Source organism: Galbibacter sp. BG1 (genome assembly GCF_013391805.1).
Lineage (GTDB): Bacteria > Bacteroidota > Bacteroidia > Flavobacteriales > Flavobacteriaceae > Galbibacter.
Genome location: NZ_CP058364.1, coordinates 64,801 through 83,078, shown reverse-complemented (window position 1 = coordinate 83,078; position 18,278 = coordinate 64,801). Strand labels below are relative to the sequence as shown.

18 protein-coding genes are annotated in these 18,278 nt (G+C 37.8%); 12 read left to right on the top strand and 6 right to left on the bottom strand.

The genetic code is table 11. The features are described 5' to 3' along the window. Positions 1-9: 9 nt before the first annotated feature. On the top strand, positions 10-1,647 hold the full coding sequence (locus HX109_RS00270) for an FAD-dependent oxidoreductase (protein ID WP_178949226.1): 1,638 nt from the start codon (positions 10-12) through the stop codon (positions 1,645-1,647). Positions 1,648-1,671: 24 nt separating this feature from the next. Here the strand turns inward: HX109_RS00270 and HX109_RS00265 are convergent, their stop codons facing one another. Next, the gene (locus HX109_RS00265) at positions 1,672-1,935 is read right to left on the bottom strand and encodes a UBP-type zinc finger domain-containing protein (protein ID WP_255462719.1); all 264 of its coding nucleotides are present in this window, start codon (positions 1,933-1,935) and stop codon (positions 1,672-1,674) included. Between the two features lie 110 nt (positions 1,936-2,045). On the opposite strand from HX109_RS00265, the gene HX109_RS00260 reads away from it, so the two are divergent. From HX109_RS00260 to HX109_RS00245, 4 genes are all read left to right on the top strand, one after another. Continuing rightward, positions 2,046-3,062 carry a bestrophin family protein gene (locus HX109_RS00260; RefSeq protein ID WP_178949224.1) on the top strand — a complete coding sequence of 339 codons (1,017 nt, stop codon included), beginning with the start codon at positions 2,046-2,048 and terminating at the stop codon, positions 3,060-3,062. 138 nt (positions 3,063-3,200) lie between these two features. Then, entirely contained in the window at positions 3,201-3,950 is a 750-nt protein-coding gene (locus HX109_RS00255; RefSeq protein ID WP_178949223.1) for an SDR family oxidoreductase, read from the top strand. Between the two features lie 94 nt (positions 3,951-4,044). Continuing rightward, positions 4,045-4,638, top strand: a complete 594-nt coding sequence (locus HX109_RS00250; protein WP_178949222.1) for a TetR/AcrR family transcriptional regulator — start codon at positions 4,045-4,047, stop codon at positions 4,636-4,638. Positions 4,639-4,735: 97 nt separating this feature from the next. Beyond that, entirely contained in the window at positions 4,736-5,644 is a 909-nt protein-coding gene (locus tag HX109_RS00245) for a DUF5996 family protein (RefSeq protein ID WP_178949221.1), read from the top strand. A gap of 59 nt (positions 5,645-5,703) precedes the next feature. Here the strand turns inward: HX109_RS00245 and HX109_RS00240 are convergent, their stop codons facing one another. Continuing rightward, the gene (locus HX109_RS00240) at positions 5,704-6,204 is read right to left on the bottom strand and encodes a DinB family protein (RefSeq protein WP_178949220.1); all 501 of its coding nucleotides are present in this window, start codon (positions 6,202-6,204) and stop codon (positions 5,704-5,706) included. Between the two features lie 193 nt (positions 6,205-6,397). On the opposite strand from HX109_RS00240, the gene HX109_RS00235 reads away from it, so the two are divergent. The 3 genes from HX109_RS00235 to HX109_RS00225 all read left to right on the top strand — a co-directional run bounded on the left by HX109_RS00235 (position 6,398) and on the right by HX109_RS00225 (position 8,688). Next, positions 6,398-7,774, top strand: a complete 1,377-nt coding sequence (locus HX109_RS00235) for an MATE family efflux transporter (RefSeq protein ID WP_178949219.1) — start codon at positions 6,398-6,400, stop codon at positions 7,772-7,774. A 98-nt stretch (positions 7,775-7,872) separates the two neighbouring features. Further along, positions 7,873-8,103 (top strand): hypothetical protein, encoded by a 231-nt coding sequence (locus tag HX109_RS00230; protein WP_178949218.1) that lies wholly within the window; start codon positions 7,873-7,875, stop codon positions 8,101-8,103. A gap of 3 nt (positions 8,104-8,106) precedes the next feature. Further along, on the top strand, positions 8,107-8,688 hold the full coding sequence (locus tag HX109_RS00225; protein WP_178949217.1) for a phosphatase PAP2 family protein: 582 nt from the start codon (positions 8,107-8,109) through the stop codon (positions 8,686-8,688). A 41-nt stretch (positions 8,689-8,729) separates the two neighbouring features. Here the strand turns inward: HX109_RS00225 and msrB are convergent, their stop codons facing one another. From msrB to HX109_RS00210, 3 genes are all read right to left on the bottom strand, one after another. After that, on the bottom strand, positions 8,730-9,230 hold the full coding sequence (gene msrB, locus HX109_RS00220) for a peptide-methionine (R)-S-oxide reductase MsrB (protein WP_178949216.1): 501 nt from the start codon (positions 9,228-9,230) through the stop codon (positions 8,730-8,732). Between the two features lie 108 nt (positions 9,231-9,338). Then, positions 9,339-9,830, bottom strand: coding sequence for a hypothetical protein (locus HX109_RS00215; protein WP_178949215.1), 492 nt, complete (start codon positions 9,828-9,830; stop codon positions 9,339-9,341). A gap of 95 nt (positions 9,831-9,925) precedes the next feature. Then, the gene (locus HX109_RS00210) at positions 9,926-10,795 is read right to left on the bottom strand and encodes an alpha/beta fold hydrolase (protein WP_178949214.1); all 870 of its coding nucleotides are present in this window, start codon (positions 10,793-10,795) and stop codon (positions 9,926-9,928) included. Between the two features lie 144 nt (positions 10,796-10,939). On the opposite strand from HX109_RS00210, the gene glgB reads away from it, so the two are divergent. The 4 genes from glgB (at position 10,940) to HX109_RS00190 (ending at position 17,576) form a co-directional block, all read left to right on the top strand. Continuing rightward, positions 10,940-12,859 carry a 1,4-alpha-glucan branching protein GlgB gene (glgB, locus tag HX109_RS00205; protein WP_178949213.1) on the top strand — a complete coding sequence of 640 codons (1,920 nt, stop codon included), beginning with the start codon at positions 10,940-10,942 and terminating at the stop codon, positions 12,857-12,859. A 46-nt stretch (positions 12,860-12,905) separates the two neighbouring features. Further along, complete coding sequence (locus HX109_RS00200; protein WP_178949212.1) at positions 12,906-15,305, top strand: glycoside hydrolase family 31 protein; 2,400 nt, start codon at positions 12,906-12,908, stop codon at positions 15,303-15,305. Positions 15,306-15,362: 57 nt separating this feature from the next. Continuing rightward, complete coding sequence (locus HX109_RS00195; RefSeq protein ID WP_178953982.1) at positions 15,363-16,181, top strand: M48 family metallopeptidase; 819 nt, start codon at positions 15,363-15,365, stop codon at positions 16,179-16,181. 87 nt (positions 16,182-16,268) lie between these two features. After that, on the top strand, positions 16,269-17,576 hold the full coding sequence (locus HX109_RS00190; RefSeq protein WP_178949211.1) for an MFS transporter: 1,308 nt from the start codon (positions 16,269-16,271) through the stop codon (positions 17,574-17,576). On the opposite strand, the gene HX109_RS00185 is transcribed toward HX109_RS00190, so the two are convergent. Further along, positions 17,569-18,162, bottom strand: a complete 594-nt coding sequence (locus tag HX109_RS00185; RefSeq protein WP_178949210.1) for a TetR/AcrR family transcriptional regulator — start codon at positions 18,160-18,162, stop codon at positions 17,569-17,571. The genes HX109_RS00190 and HX109_RS00185 overlap by 8 nt on opposite strands. Positions 18,163-18,278 lie beyond the last annotated feature (116 nt).

The window sequence follows — 18,278 nt, the reverse complement described above, 5'->3', positions numbered from 1 at the left end:
GAAGAACCTGTGAAAAATCCTGAACTCCGCACTTCGCGAGACCAAAACCCTTTAAGCAGGGAAGCATATCCTGAACTTTCTGAGTCTTTTTTACGGCTTATAGAAAAACATAGCGAAGAAGTAAGTCTTTCCAAAGACGACATTTTGTTTGATGTTGGTCAAGATTGTTATGATTTTGCCTATGTAAAAAAAGGAGCGGTAAATATTGTAGATCGCTCCAACGATAAAACGGTCGTGCAAATTAAGGAAGGTCATTTTTTAGGGGAAATAGGAATGCTAATGGGGCAGAAAACTTTTCTTGCCGGTATTGCTGCGGAAGATGCCGTACTTCTAAAAATACCTCAAGATAAAATAACAAATCTAGTTAGGATAAATCCCGAAATCGGCGATGCTGTTGTAAATGCTTTTGCGGCAAGACGCCGTTTGCTTATGCAATGGGGCGAAGGAGGGGTGGTTATTATAGGGAAGGAAAACCGAAAAGGAACAACACAACTCATAGAATTTGTAAGTCGAAGTAAAATTCCATTCCGATTTATCGACGAGAGTGACTCTGAAAGTCTGAGTGAACTCAAACAGCAATGTAATGTTCCTAAGGCGGAAACAGTAGTTGTTATCGGCCATAGCACAGTACTTTGCGATCCCAATCCATTAGACCTTGCCGGGGCGCTGGGCTTAGATTTAGTTTCTGATACCGACACTCTTTTCGATGTGCTCATAGTGGGTGCTGGCCCTGCGGGTCTGGCAGCTTCCATTTATGGGGCAAGTGAAGGTTTAAAGGTATTGGTAGTGGAAGATACCGCCATTGGAGGCCAAGCAGGAACCTCCTCTAAAATTGAAAATTATTTTGGGTTTCCTACTGGTGTTTCTGGAGGAGAATTGGCCTATAAAGGGGAAATACAAGCTATAAAGTTTGGAGCGCGCATAACAACTCCGCGAAGAGCCATCAGTTTAACAAAAGAGGAAGAAATCTTTCATTTAGGCCTAAATGATGAACGCTGTGTACGTGGAAAATCCGTTATTCTTGCCAATGGAGTTCAGTATAGACGTTTGCCCATAGATCGTTTGGAATATTTCGAGAATCGTGGAATTTATTATGCAGCAACAGATCTGGAAGCAAAATATTGTATCGATAGCAACGTAGTAGTAGTAGTAGGAGGCGGTAATTCTGCCGGACAAGCAGCCATGTTTTTATGCGGATTTGCAAATCATGTCTATGTGGTGGTGCGAGGGGATGGTTTAAGCGCTACAATGTCTTCTTATTTAACGGATAGAATTGAAAAAGACGATCGTATCGATTTATTGACACATTCAGAAATTTGTGCCTTAAATGGGAATGATAGTCTGGAAAGCATAAAACTAGTCAATAATAAAACGGGGGAATACCAAGAGATTCAAACCAAGGCATTGTTTATTATGATCGGCGCTGTACCGAATACCAGTTGGTTGAGTGATAAAATCTGCTTAGATGATAAAGGATTTATTTATACGGATAAAAAGGCAGATTCCAATGCCTCCGCTTTCGAGACTTCCGTGGCTGGCGTGTATGCGGTGGGGGATATTAGAAGTGGATCGGTTAAAAGGGTTGCTTCTGCTGTAGGGGAAGGTTCCGTGGTGATTTCTTCCGTACATCAATATCTTTCAAAATAATAATATCAACGAAAGTAATTATATTTAATATTTTGTATATACTTCATCGACATAGCACCAAAGCCAGTTTTCATTGGGTTCTGCAGAACTAATAACTGGATGTTTTTTCAGGACAGCATGTTTGCTGGCATGTTTATTTGGGGAGCTGTCACAACAAAGAGTCACTCCACAGGTTTGGCACGTCCTTAAATGAACCCACTGAGATCCCATTTTTACACATTCCTCGCATTCATTGGCAATGGGTTTTTTAACCGTTTCTACTGCATCGAGATGCGTACATTTTTTCACCTTAAAAGCCATGTTTAAAGGTAATAAAAGTTTAATAATTTACTTCAACCGTGATTAATTTAGAATTCAGTAATTTTAGTAGAATTAAACTTCTTAATAAAAATTGCTAGATGTATATAAAAAGAAACATTGGTTGGGGGATGATCCTTCGCTATGGATGGAAAAATATTATCTTTTTCACATTTTATTCCACCTTAATTTTTTCAATTTACCATTTGTTGGAGTGGAAGTTTATTGATATTCCATTTCAACCCTTAAGTGTTATAGGCATTGCTGTAGCCTTTTATATAGGTTTTAAAAATAGCCAAAGTTACGATCGGTTTTGGGAAGGTCGTAAAATTTGGGGTGGGATTGTAAACTATAGCCGTACATGGGCCATACAGGTTCTCAGTTTCGTAAAATCTGATGATCCGGAGTATGACAAAGCAATGCATACCCAAATGATACATCGACATATTGGGTGGATTAATGCATTGCGGGTGCAATTAAGGCAACCTAAATCTTGGAGTTTAAAGGAAAATTCTATGGTAGAGAAGGTTTTTGATAAACACCAGGAACGAAATATATCCTGCAATGAAGCTTATAATTATGTGAACATGAGAGAGTTTAGCGATTTAAGAAAAAGAGTAAATCCCGCAACTCATTTGGTTAAAAACCAAGCTATGGATGTGCGTCTTTTAAAGGAAAAAGGGATATTGGATGGTTTTCAGGAAGATCAAATGCAATCGGTTTTAGAGGAATTCTACAATTTACAGGGAATGTGCGAGCGTATTAAAAACACACCTTTTCCTCGACAATATGGATATTTCTCTAAAGTTTTCACATGGATCTTTGTATTGCTTTTGCCTTTTGGTCTTTTAGATGTTTTTGAGGACGATGCCGCAACGGTAGCAGCAGAAATAAGTGATTGGTACATATTTCTTATGATTCCCTTTTCGGTATTGATTGCTTGGATATTCACCACCATGGAAATGATAGGAGACAATAGTGAAGACCCTTTTGAAGGAAGGATAAACGATGTTCCCATGACGGCCTTATGCCGTACGATAGAAATTGACCTAAGGGATATGCTCGATGAAAAAAACCTTCCAGACCCTGTAGCTCCGAAGGATAATATTTTATACTAGTATTTAAATTTTAGACATTTTTTGGTTTTAATAGTTTTCTTGGAAAACTTTATGATTTTATTTGGACTAATCAGTCCATTATGATATATCTTTGTGGACTAAACAGTTCAAAATAAATTAAATCAAAAAAAATCAGAAATGGAAAATTTTAAAGACAAAGTAGTTTTAATTACTGGGGGAACCAGTGGAATAGGGAAAGCCACGGCACAAGAATTCATTAACAAAGGTGCCACTGTAATTGTTACGGGAAGACATCAAGACACTATTGATGAAACTGCAAAGGAATTAGGAGAGAAAGGGCATGGAATTGTAGCGGATTCCAGTTCTATAACAGATTTAAAAAGTTTAGCCACTAAAGTAAAAGATAAGGTGGGAAACGTTGATATACTTTTTGTGAATGCCGGGTATGGTAAATTTGCTCCCATCAATGAGATCGATGAAGAACATTATAGTAAGCAATTTGATGTATTGGTTAAAGGAACGATTTTCACGGTTCAATCTATTTTGCCTTTAATGAAAGAAGGAAGTTCCATCATTTTAAATACATCTGTGGTTACCGAGCAAGGAATGCCTGGAGCTTCTGTTTACTCTGCGGCTAAAGCTGCTGTACAGTCGTTACTTAAAACTTTTGCTGCGGAATTATCAGAGAAGAAAATTAGAGTGAACGCTGTGAGTCCAGGGCCTATAGAAACCGACTTTTTCAATAAAACAGGTATGAATGATGAAGAGCAACAAGGTTTTGCAGAAACCGTTTTGGGAAAAGTACCTATGGGAAGATTTGGTAAGTCTAAAGAAATCGCAGATGCTGTGTTGTTTCTTGCTTCCGAAAATGCTTCTTACATTCACGGTACCGAGATTTATATTGACGGGGGAATGGTGCAGTTCTAAACACAGAATAAATTATAACTAAATTTGTGGGGCATTTATTACTAGTGTCCCACAAATTTATTATTGATATTTTTTAAGAATTGGTTTAAAAATTATGGCACGTAAAAGAGAATTTGATGAAGAAGTGGTTTTGGAAACCGCTAAAAATTTATTCTGGAAAAAAGGTTATAATGCGGTTTCTACCCAAGATTTAATTGATGCCTTTGGGATTAGTAAATCGAGTATGTATGGTGCCTTTAAAGATAAAAAAAGCCTATTTAAGCTTGCACTTAAACATTATACCCACAATACTTCAGAAAAAATGATTGCCATTTTAAATGAAAACAATTCTTTTCAGCAAACCATTCACGGAATTTTACAACAATTGGTTAAAGAAAATATGTGCGATGCCGAAAGTAAAGGTTGCTTTATGGTAAATACAGCGATTGAATTGGCGCCTCATGATGAAGAAATTCTAACCATTGTTCAGCAAAACCGAAAAAATATCATTGCTGCAATTTCTAAAGCCATTCAAAAAGGAATAGATGTTAAAGAACTTTCAGAAAAAAACGATCCTGAAGCATTGGCCAATTACTTTTACACGCTAATAAATGGTCTTAGGGTAGAAGGAAAAGTTGTGAAAGACCAAAAAAGTTACGACGATACTTTAAAAATCGCGCTTCGAAGTATAATTACAACAACAGATTAGATTTTGGTGGATAATGATTATCTTTAAAGAACTTCGTTTGTAAATATGTATGGATTTTGTTTAGGAAATGGAGTTTTAAAAGATTAAAGATCATACCATGGAAAATAAAAAACATTGGCCGGTTCTCAATTTCAATGAAATGAAGGAAACCATTGCTACCCTTCATCAATGGATTCAGATTGTCGGAAAAATAAGACTGAGGGAAATGCCTTGGCAAAATCAATCATGGCACGTAACACTTTATATTTCCACCTGCGGATTTACAACACAGGCTATTCCATACGACAATAAAACTTTTGAGTTGGAGTTCGATTTTAAAAAGCACCAACTAATCATTAAGACTTCAGAGGATGAGACGGCGGATGTGGATTTGTATTCTAGAACGGTGGCCGATTTTTACAACGTTTTATTTGAAAAGCTTTCATCACTTGGTATTGATGTAGACATCCATGGGAGTCCGAATGAAATGGAACCCGCAATTCCCTTTGTCGAAAATACGGTAAACAAAACTTACAATCCTTCTCACGCCTTCAACATTTGGAAAGCGATGTTAAAAACAAATGCCGTTTTCACTAAGTTCAGGGGTGAATTTACCGGAAAATGCAGTCCGGTTCATTTATTCTGGGGTGCTTTCGATTTGGCAGTAACCCGTTTTTCTGGTAGACCCGCACCGAAACATCCTGGAGGGGTTCCCAACATGCCTTTAGAGGTAATGCAAGAAGCCTATAGTGAAGAGGTAAGTAGTGCCGGCTTCTGGTTGGGCTCAGACGATTTTCCAGAACCAGCGTTTTATTCCTACATCTATCCCACCAACGATAATTTCAGCAAACAAAAAATAGAGCCCCGCGAAGCTTTTTATAGCGAAGACTTGGGAGAATTTCTTCTTAAATATGAAACGGTACAGAAGGCAGAAAATCCAGAAGATAAATTATATACTTTCTTAAAAAGTACGTATGTAGCTGGCGCCAATACGGCCAATTGGGATAGGAAGAAGCTTGAGAAATAACAGATTAATAAAAAAAACTGGTATTTAATGGAGAAAGACTATTAAATACCAGGAATTTTTTAGCGTTCCCAGAAGAATGGAGGTTCTATCCCAAGACTTCTTAAGTAAACGTATGCTTGGCCGCGGTGGTGTATTTCATTATCAATAAAATACAGTATAGAACTTATCACCGTACCCTCATATTCCCCGAAAAGTTTGATTTTTTTAGGGAAATCTTCATCATTTAATTGTTTCCAATAAGAATTGATTTCGTTAGTGGATTCGTCCCAGAGGGATAAAATAGCTTCTTTTTTGTTGCCGTGATCGAAATGTTCTTTTAATTTTTCGGTATTTTCCAAAACTATTTCCTTCATTCCAGGTGCGGCAATACCCAATAATTCCATAGTCATTTCAGCAAAAGTACGCATGCCGCCAATACTATAATTAAAAAAGGCTTCTTCGGGAAAGGCTTCAATTATCCTACGTGTTAAAGCGCGATGCCCTTGCCAGTGTTTCAGCAATTCTTCAGAGGTGAATACCATAGTTTTTTGGGTTTGTAATGTGTTTTCAGAATTTTCCATGATTCTATTGTTATTGATTAATGTTTCTGAAGTCAAATTTACAAGTGGGGTATGACAACTGTTTGTCAGCAGTAAAAAGCTAATTGAAAATATTAGGAAGATTCTTTTAAAGCATCAATGGTTGACATTGCAATTCTTAAAAATTAGGACAAGAAAAGGGTAAAATGTATCTTTGCGCCTTCAAAAATACTTCATGGTTTTAGAACAATACACGAAAGAATTTGCATACAATTTAAAACTCTCTTTTCCAGTTATTTTGGGGATGTTGGGCCATACTTTTGTAGCCTTTGCAGATAATGTAATGGTTGGGCAGTTGGGTACGGCAGAATTAGCTGCAGTTTCTTTGGGCAATAGCTTTATATTTATTGCAATGTCTCTGGGGATAGGCTTTTCCACCGCTATTACACCGTTGGTTGCAGAGGCCGACGGAGCTGGGGATATTGAGAGAGGGCGTTCATCTTTAAAACATGGCGTGTATTTAAGTACAGGAATTGGGTTGCTGTTATTTATTGCCTTGCTTTTTGCAAAGCCGTTGATGTACCTTATGGATCAACCGGCAGAGGTGGTCGAGCTCGCACTGCCATATTTAGATTTGGTTGCTTTTTCCTTGGTTCCGTTAATTATGTTCCAAGCATTGAAACAGTTTTCCGACGGACTCTCGCAAACAAAATACCCGATGTATGCAACCGTGGTTGCCAATATTGTAAACATACTCCTCAATTACCTGTTCATTTTTGGGAAATTTGGTTTTCCAGAGCTGGGGATTATAGGAGCGGCTATAGGAACTTTGGTTTCCCGGTTTATGATGGTTGTTTTTCTTTGGTGGCTGTTTAAGAGCAACGTTAAAATAAATAAATATGTCACCAATTTTAAATGGAAAAGCATCGAGAAACAGATGATGAAAAAGATTGTAGATCTTGGATTACCTTCTGCTTTGCAGATGTTTTTCGAAGTCGCCATTTTTACTTCTGCTGTTTGGTTAAGTGGGGTTTTGGGTAAAAACCCGCAGGCTGCCAATCAAATTGCACTTAATTTATCGAGTATGACGTATATGGTTGGAGTTGGTTTAAGTGTTGCCGCTATGGTGCGTGTTGGAAATCAAAAAGGGTTGCAAAACTTTAAAGAGCTGCGACGTATCGCTATTTCTGTTTTCTTTTTAACCTTTTTGTTGGAAGTGGTTTTTGCGTTGTTTTTCATACTGTGCAGACACTGGTTGCCCACAATCTACTTGGACCAGAACGATATGTTGAACTTAGCGGATAATACAGAGGTAATCACCATAGCCTCACAACTATTGCTAATAGCTGCCTTTTTCCAAATATCAGATGGATTACAGGTAACTTTTTTAGGGGCATTAAGAGGCTTACAGGATGTTAAAATACCTACATTTATCACTTTTGTGGCCTATTGGGTCATTGGTTTTCCTGTTTCTTATTATTTAGGACTAAAAACATCTTTGGGAAATATGGGGATTTGGATAGGTTTGCTCTTTGGATTAACCATTGCTGCAATATTTTTGTATTTTCGATTTAATTCTTTAACCCAAAAGTTAATTAATTCTGAAGCTTAAGGAGAAAAGCATAAATTGAGAAACCTAAACGCAATTGTTCTAAGCGACTTTTAACTTTGAACAATTTTAAAAAGTGAAACCAAAAACAAGCAACAATAATGGAATTACCAAAATTTTTATTGGGTGACAATACAGATTATCCGGATTCAATTTTTATAATTCATACCGATTATCCACGGTTTATCATCAATTTAGAGAATGATGAGGTGGAATGGTTGGAAGATTTTTCTCCAGAGGATGAGAAGGAGCTAGCTTCGGAAGCTGAAAACTTGATTCAACAGGCCAACGATTTCTACGATCGTGAAGTGAGTAGATACGATGAAGACTAAGGCATGGAAAAACTTATTCAGCTAGATAAGGAACTATTTCTATATTTAAACGGACTCGGAAGGGAACCCTACGATGCCTTCTGGATGTTCATGACAGATAAATGGTCGTCGATTCCCCTTTATGCTTTGTTACTGATACTTTGTTTGCGAACCTTAAAGTGGAAAAACACCCTTATTTTGCTTTTATGTGTAGCGGCTATGATTGGCGTTACCGATCAACTTGCAAATGCCTTTAAATATGGTTTCGAGCGTTTACGGCCATGCCACGATGAAACTGTGGAGCCTTTTATGCGTTTGGTAAAATCATATTGCGGGGGCAAATTCGGCTATTTCTCGGCACACGCTTCCAACTCGCTGGCAACCGTTACTTTTTTTTCAATTTTACTTTATAAAAATTATAAGTGGTTGCCATTTTTATTGGTTATCTGGGGACTTACTGTAGCTTATAGCAGGATATATATTGGTGTACACTTTCCCTTAGATGTGATTACAGGAATATCTATTGGAATGCTACTGGGATGGTTGTTTTCCAAACTCTACCTGTTTGCAATAAAATTTGTTTATAGAAATAGACAAATGAATTAAATCTTTTACTGAATTAGCGAATTCTAGATTGTATTTTAAATTTATCCTTCCTCATCCGGAATGAAATCCAAGGCAACTCCGTTAATGCAGTGTCTTTTTCCGGTAGTTTCACTTGGTCCATCATCAAAAACATGTCCTAAATGTCCGCCACATTTAGCGCAATGTTCTTCATCCCGAGGCACTCCAATTTTATTATCTACCCCGTAGGCTACGTTCCCTTCAATGGCACGATCGAAACTAGGCCATCCAGTTCCCGATTTAAACTTGTGTTCACTTTTAAATAACGGAGTCCCGCAAGCGGCACAAACATAAGTGCCTTTTTTCTTGTTATCCAATAAATCACTTGTAAAAGGTCTTTCTGTACCGGCTTTTCGTAAAACGTAATATTCGGCGTCAGTAAGTTCTGCCTTCCATTCCGCCTCTGTTTTAGAGATTGGAAATTTATTGGAATCGGATGTTGTATTGTTATTGGACTTCTCTTGGGCTTTAGAATTACAGCTCAAGAAAAATATACATAGAAAAGATAAAAATAGAGTCTTCATAATTTTTTTTGATTTACTTACGTATAATTGGACGTATTAGTTTTAAAATCCTTGCAAAAAAAAGCCCGAAACTATTGGTTTCGGGCTGTAAAATATTTTTCTCTAAATCTAATTCAGCTTTTGAATGGATTTTATGTTGGCAGCCTCCATAACTTCATGAATATTTGAAGTATCAATACCATTAATAAGATCAGAAGGTACGATAACTGCTCTAAATGTTTGATTTTGTAATAATTCGGGTCCGAATGCTGCGAAGTTTGAGCATTCTGCTATTATTTGCACGTCATTTAATGTATAATTAAATCTATACTGCAAAGTGTCTCCAGTATCATTGTTTACAATGGTAACGGTAGGCAAAGGTTCCCACACATCTGCACCATTCACAACATCTTCCAATCGATAAACGAGCATTGCATCGCCTTCTACCAATGGTGGATTGAAGGAAGCTTCAAAAAAATCTGCTTGAGCAGAAAAGCTGGTTGTATATTCAAAAGTTTCTCCAACAATATTTGTTCCTGGAGGTCCTTGGGGTCCCTCTGGTCCTTCACAAGCAGTAAATAAAAATGTGGCTACAAATAAAAGTGTGATTATTTTTTTCATAATAGTGTTGTTTTAATAGTTAAACGCAAATGCTATGCCAATATTTTTTAGAACAGAAGCACCTGCTGCTAATTATAATTTAAAATTACATTTTTTTATGAATGTTCTTGTATATAAGCTATAAGAGTTTCTATAACTTTTTCATCTCCAAGTATTTTTCGGTGTCCAAGTCCTTCTGTTACAATAAGTTTTGCATTTTCTAAATTGGCGCGGATGTTTTCGGAGGAAGTAAGGGGAGAGTCCATATCGTCTTTATCATGAATCAATAAAACTGGAATGGTTACATCTTTTGCCGCAAAACTGGCCGAAAAATTGTTTACATCTTCATTTGCCAACCGATCGAATTTTTCTTTTACCCGGTCGCCAATGGCATCTTTAAGCCCCAGTTTACTGGTGAAATCATAAATAATATCATTTATTTTATCACCACTTCCTACCAATACCATCGTTTTTAATGGGAGTCCGATTTTTACGGCATTCAAAAGCGTCATGCTTCCCAAGGAGTGCCCAACGGCAGCTTCAAAAGGCCCGTATTTTTTGTTTACCGCCATCACGGCATCTACAAATTCTAGCATATTGGTGGTATTTCCTGGGGACTTTCCGTGGGAAGGGCCGTCGAAACTTATGGTGCTATATCCTTTTTCCAACAGTGCTTCCGCAATTTTGGCCAATTGTGTGCCACGACCGCTCCAGCCGTGTACTAGCAGTATTTTTTGGGTGCTTTCTCCGTAGCTGTAAACAACTATTTCTTTATTAATGGAAGGCACCTGTAAACGTTCCTGAAGCGTTTCTTTTTCCATTTTGTGCTCCCGCTTCGGGATTTTATGTTTTATGGGGGTAGCAAAGAGTTTGGCTACAAACTTGCTCGCCAATTTAGGAGATACAAACTCTAGCGCCTTGGCCGAAAGCGTAATGGGTTTCGGGATATCAATGGTTTGCTGATAGTTTTCTTTCCTTTTTGTCATTAATTTAAATGAATTTGAGAGTGCAATGTATCAAATTTAATTCCTTTTTTTATACATTTAGTAAGCATATAAATATAATCCCATACAGATGATTAAACCAAACCTTAAAAACACTAGCAATATTTTTAATACCCCAAGTTTATTATGAGCAAGGTTCTACCACATAGTTTATTTACAGATTTTGATATTGATCTCTTTAAAAGTGGAAAGCATTACCGGCTTTATGAGAAATTGGGGGCGCATATTGTTGAAAAAGATGGCGTTAAAGGTTGCTATTTTGCGGTTTGGGCTCCAACAGCCAAAGAGGTTTCGGTGGTGGGAGATTTTAATTTCTGGCAGCAAGGGGAGCATTCCCTCTTCGTGAGATGGGATGAATCTGGAATTTGGGAAGGTTTTATACCCGAAGTGAAATCTGGGGCAAAATATAAATACAAAATTGTTTCCAATAATAAAGATATAGAAACGGAGAAAGCTGATCCTTTTGCTTTTTATGCGGAAGAATCCCCAAATACGGCATCTGTGGTTTGGGATGCTTCGTATAAATGGAAAGATAGCAAATGGTTGAAAAATAGGGCGGCAGTAAACGGTTTGGATAAACCCTATTCGGTTTACGAAGTTCATTTGGGCTCTTGGAGAAGAAATATTGAAGATGCTGGAAGATCGCTTAACTATAAAGAACTGGCAACAGAATTGGTGTCTTACGTAAAGAAAATGAATTTTACGCATGTTGAGTTGATGCCAATTATGGAATATCCTTACGATCCGTCGTGGGGTTACCAGTTAACGGGTTACTTTGCACCAACTTCCCGGTTTGGAACACCAGAGGATTTTAAGCTTTTGGTAGATAAACTGCATCAAGCAGGAATTGGGGTAATCTTGGATTGGGTGCCTTCGCATTTCCCAGATGATGCACACGGATTGGGATTTTTTGATGGCTCTCATTTATACGAACATCCAGATAGAAAAAAAGGATATCACCCCGATTGGAAAAGCCTTATTTTTAATTACGGAAGAAATGAGGTACGGGCATTTTTAATAAGTAACGCTATTTTTTGGTTGGATAAATACCATGTGGATGGGTTGCGGGTAGATGCCGTAGCATCCATGCTTTATTTAGATTATTCGCGTGAAGAAGGGGAATGGGATCCAAATATATATGGAGGCCGTGAAAATCTCGAGGCCATTTCGCTTATAAAGGAAATGAATGAAGCCGTATACGCAAATTTTGAAGGGGTACAGACCATCGCAGAGGAATCTACTTCTTACACCGGGGTTTCCAAACCAGTGTATTTAGGTGGGCTGGGTTTTGGGATGAAATGGATGATGGGTTGGATGCACGATACGCTGGAGTACTTTAAAAAAGGAGCCATCCACCGTAAATATCATCAAAACGATATTACCTTTAGTCTTACTTATGCCTTTTCTGAAAATTTTATGCTCCCCTTGAGTCATGATGAAGTAGTGCATGGAAAAAGTTCCATTTTTGGAAGAATGCCGGGCGACGAATGGCAACGATTTGCCAACATGAGGCTACTTTACGGGTATATGTTTACCCACCCTGGGACTAACTTATTGTTTATGGGGAATGAATTTGGACAGTCTCACGAATGGAATTTTCAAAATAGTTTAGATTGGCATTTATTGCAATACGAAGGGCATAAAGGCGTGCAAAGTTTTGTCGCTGATGTTAATAATTTATACCGAACACAACCGGCCTTACACGAAAAACAATTCAGTAGTGAAGGTTTCGAATGGATTAATTATGGAGATGCCGATAACTCGGTATTATCTTATTTGAGAAAAGGTCATTTTGTGGAAAACGATTTAATTGTAGTTTGTAATTTTACGCCCGTAGTTCGTGAGAATTATAGAATTGGAATTTCACGTTCGGGTATTTTACTGGAACTTTTCAATAGTGACGACAAAAAATATTATGGAAGCGGATTGCATAACAAATCGGAAATCAATTCCGAAGAAATAAAATATAACGGCAAGGATTATTCAGCAGCAATTACCTTACCGCCTTTAGCTGTGCTTGTTTTTAAATTTGAAGGGACGAAGTAGGGATATTCAGTCTACATTTTTACGGACAGATAGATAAGAAAATACTATGATTACAAATACAGAGCTTGAATACAAAGGAAATTTGTTTCCTACTCAAATAGTTTCGCATAAAAAAGAAGTAGATAAAATTACGTTTCGGTCTAAAAACGATGTTGCACTGCAAATCTCGTTTCTAAGGGATAGCGTGTTGCGATTTCGTTATGCGGCAGGACAAGATTTTGAAGATGACTTTTCTTACGCCATCGCAGAAGATGCAACTTACGGGTACAATTATCTAGAGGTAGAAGAAAAGGAAGATCATTTTTATATGAAAACCTCTAAATTGGAGGTTCGTGTTTCCAAAATGGATATGCGTTTGGCTATTTTAGATCTCGATGGTAATATTTTGAATGAAGACGAATTGGGCTTTCATTGGGAGGAAAGCTATGATTTTGGAGGGAATATTGTAAAAATGAGTAAGTTTTCCCAAGAGTCTGAAAGCTTTTTTGGGATGGGCGATAAACCATCGCAGTTGAATCTGCGGGGAAAACGTATCACAAATTGGGTGACCGATCAATACGCCTTTGGCAAAGATCTCGATCCGCTGTACAAAAGTGTTCCTTTTTACATTGGTTTACACCACAATACCGCCTACGGTATTTTTTTTGATAATACTTTTAAATCTCATTTCGACTTTTGTCACGAACGACGGAACATAACAAGTTTTTGGGCCGATGGGGGCGAAATGAATTACTATTTTATTTATGGTCCTTCAGTACCCGAAGTGGTTTCTGGGTATACCGATCTAACTGGGAAACCCGATTTACCGCCTTTATGGGTTTTAGGGTTTCACCAATGTAAATGGAGTTATTATCCAGAAAGCAAGGTCAAAGAAATTGCCTATAAATTTAGGGAGCTGCAGATCCCCTGTGATGCTATTTATCTGGATATCGATTATATGGATGGCTTTAGATGTTTTACCTGGAACAATCAATATTTTCCAGATCCTAAACAGATGGTTAGCGAGCTTTCGGAAGCGGGATTTAAAACCGTTGCCATCATAGATCCAGGAATTAAGATAGATAAAGATTATTGGGTGTATGAAGAGGCCGTAGAAAACGATTATTTCTGTAAAAGGGCAGATGGCCCTTATATGAAAGGGAAGGTATGGCCTGGAGAGTGTAATTTTCCAGATTTCACAAATCCCGAAGTACGGGAATGGTGGGCTGGACTCTACAAAGAACTCATTGCCGATATAGGGATTAAAGGTATTTGGAACGATATGAACGAACCCGCCGTTATGGAAGTGCCCGGAAAAACGTTCCCAGATGACGTAAGGCATAATTACGACGGACATCCTTGTAGCCATAGAAAAGCACATAATATCTACGGAATGCAAATGGCTCGTGCCACTTATGAAGGGGTGAAGCGGTTTTCTTTCCCTAAAAGACCTTTTGTAATAACGCGTGCGGCATACTCGGGAGCCCAAAGATATACTTCTTCTTGGACAGGGGATAATGTGGCAACATGGGAACATTTATGGGTAGCGAATGTACAGGTTCAGAGAATGTCCATGAGCGGAATGTCGTTTACAGGAAGTGATATTGGCGGATTTGCAGAGCAACCATCTGGAGAGTTATTCGCCAGATGGATACAAATGGGTGTTTTCCATCCGTTTTGTAGGGTTCACTCCAGTGGAGATCATGGGCATCAGGAACCATGGTCTTTCGATGATGAGGTAACCGAAATCACCAAGAAATTTATAGAATTGCGTTATCGATTATTGCCTTATTTGTATACCATGTTTTATGAATATACCGAATTTGGCACCCCTATGATAAAGTCTTTGGTGTATTTCGATCAAGACGATTTGCACACTCATTATAGAAACGATGAGTTTATCTTCGGAAATCAAATATTGGTGTGTCCCATTTTAGAACCCAATTCCAAAGGACGTCGTATGTACATTCCTCGCGGTAATTGGTATAATTACTGGGATGGGGAATTGGTAAAAGGAGGTAAAGAAGGTTGGGTTGAGGCCGATATCGATAAAATACCCCTGTTTATAAGGGAAGGTGCTATAATTCCTAAATACCCGGTACAACAATATGTGGGGGAAAAAGAAATTGAAGAATTAACTTTAGATGTTTATTACAAACTTGGCAAGGAAGAATCTCAGGTTTTTGAAGACAAAGGGGATGGCTTCGACCATAAAAAGGGAAGGTACAGTCTACGTACTTTCCGATTGACCGGGAAAGAAAACGAACTTATCATTCAGCAGTTTAAAGAGGGAAAATATGAAACTCCGTATTCTAAATTCCATATTAATTTAATCGGACTCCCTTTTCGGGTTAAAAGTGTTCAATTGGATAATGTGGAAATACCTCTAGAGGAAATTATTTTAAACGGGGATACCCATATGACCATTAAGAAAGATTTTACAGAATTGCATATAATCGGATTGTAATATTTTCTTTATTTTAGTAATATAGATAAAACGCTTAACAGCTAAAAAATAATTATGATGAAGAAATTTTGTTCAGTTGGAATATTTGTTCTGTTAATTTTTTCGTGTTCTACCAATCCATTTACCGGTAAGAGCACGTTAAATTTTACCTCGAACGATCAAATTTTTCCTACGGCATTCGCTGAATACGATCAATTTTTAAAAGAAAATAAAGTAGTAACGGGTACAGAGCAATCAGAATCCATAAAAAGGGTAGGGCAGCGTATAGCAAAAGCCGCCGAGCGTTGGTTTAATGCCAATGGTTACGAAGGGTATTTGAACGACTACCGTTGGGAATACAATTTGGTGGAAGATGAAACCATGAATGCTTGGTGTATGCCAGGAGGAAAGATTGTATTTTATACCGGTATTTTACCCATATGTCAAGATGAAACGGGAATTGCTGTCGTAATGGGGCACGAGGTGGCTCATGCATTGGCAAACCACGGGGCACAGCGTATGAGTGCTTCTCAATTGCAGCAATATGGAGCTTTAGCGGGAAATTTAGCGCTTGGTTTGGGTGGAAGCAGTTCTCAGACTGTAGAACTTTTTAATCAAGCATATGGTGTAGGAACCCATTATGGGGCGATGCTCCCTTTTAGCAGAAGCCACGAGAATGAAGCCGATGCCATTGGGTTGCGTTTAATGGCCATTGCTGGGTATAACCCAGATGAGGCAGCAGAACTATGGAGGCGTATGAGTGCAACCGGAGGTGAAGCACCACCAGAAATTATGAGTACACACCCTTCCAACCAAACAAGGATACAAAATTTAAAAGCATTGGCCCCTCAAGCTAAACAGGAGGCCGCTAAATTTGGGGTAACTACTTTTAAGTAATCTTTTTTTAACCTCGATAGTATATTAATTATATATATTTGAAAGCAAGATATCCAAAATGATGTCTTGCTTTTTTAATACTTACCAATGAAAACACTACAAAAAGGAAGTAAAAAACTACTCAACGCATGGGCTTTTTACGACTGGGCCAACTCTGTTTATAGTTTAACCATTGCATCTGCTATTTTCCCTTTATTTTATGGCGCCTTGTTTCGGGAAGCGGGAATTGAAAAAATTGAAGTGTTTGGGGGTGAAATTGCTCGGGGGCCATTAATTACCTACGTAACTTCGTTTGCGTTTTTAGTTGTTTCTTTTCTTACCCCATTACTTTCTGGTATAGCCGATTTTGTTGGGAATAAGAAAGTGTTCCTTAAATTTTTCTGCTATTTGGGAGCCATCTCTAGTGTTGGTTTATACTGGTTCAGTCTGGATAACATTTATTTAAGTTTAACGACTTATTTCTTTGGACTTATTGGTTTTTGGGGAAGTTTGGTGTTCTACAATTCTTATTTGCCCGATGTGGCTTTTCCAGAGCAACAGGACAGAATAAGCGCAAAAGGATATTCGCTTGGTTATATAGGCAGTGTTTTACTTTTGCTCTTAAACCTTGCCATGATTATGAAGTATGAGTGGTTTGGTTTTAGTGGAGCAGGGGAACCTACCAAGATATCCTTTATTCTAGTTGGTATATGGTGGGCTGGTTTTAGTCAATATTCATTTTACTATTTGCCCAAAGGAAACAACAATACTGGGAAATTTAGTAAAAAGTTATTGCTGAACGGTTTCCGGGAATTGAAAAAAGTATGGCATAAGCTCGGGGAAAACATCCGACTGAAGAGATATTTAATCGCATTTTTTGTTTACAGTATGGGCGTGCAAACCGTTATGTTGGTGGCTTCATACTTTGCAGAGGAAGAATTGGCGTGGGAAAGCGACAGTCAGCGTACAACTGGGCTCATTATAAGTATACTTTTAATTCAGTTGGTGGCTGTTTTGGGAGCTTTGTTAACCTCAAGGGCATCGGAAAGATTTGGAAATATTAAAACCCTAATAGCTATCAACATTATCTGGGTGGTAATTTGTTGCTATGCTTATTTTGTAATAACTCCAGAACAATTTTATTTTACTGCAGCCGTGGTTGGTTTGGTCATGGGCGGGATTCAAGCCCTTTCCCGTTCTACCTATTCTAAATTTTTGCCAGAAACAAAAGATACGGCTTCGTTTTTTAGTTTTTATGATGTGGCTGAAAAGATTGGGATCGTTATTGGAATGTTCTTATACGGATTTATGGCACAAATTACAGGAAGTATGCGTACCTCTATATTAATATTAGGGTTGATATTTTTAATCGGTGTTTTTCTTCTGCTGAAAGTACCAAAAGATAGAATTACTTAAACCGCTGATTAATGGTGTCTATAATTACATTTACACAATCGGTGGTATAAGACTTGTTGTGAGTAGTCTGGCTCATAAAAATAGCGCCGTTAATTAAACTGAAAAAACGTTTGCTGTAAACATCGCCGTTTATGGTGTTTCTTATTTCCCCAATACGTTTGCCTTCTTCAATCTCAGCGCTCATATATCCTTCAATTTTATGAATAGTCTCTTGGACTTTTACTAATAGTTCTGGGAACATATTATAAGCATCCACTCCGGTGTTTACAATGGGGCAACCACCAAAATTACTTGTAAAGTCGTAATAGTTTTTGTAGAAACGTACTAAGTATAAAAGGCGTTCCAAAGGAGTACTTCCTTTATCCATATATTGCTCTATTCTTGAAGTGATAACATTCGAATTGTACTCAAAAACGTGCAATGCTAACTCTTCTTTGTTTTTAAAATTACCATAGATGGCACCTTTGGTGAGACCCGTTGCTTTGGTGATGTCGCTCAAACTCGTAGCGGAATATCCTTTTTTATTAAAAATGGGTGCCACCGTTTTAATTATAAACTGGGTCGTTTTTTCTGCTTTGGTTGTCATTTCTTATTTGAATCTTTCCAAATATATAAAATAATACTGAAAGGTATGTTTTTTACATATGAGATGATTTGAAAATCGAATTGCAGCTCCAAACACAAGTATTGGTGGATTTTATG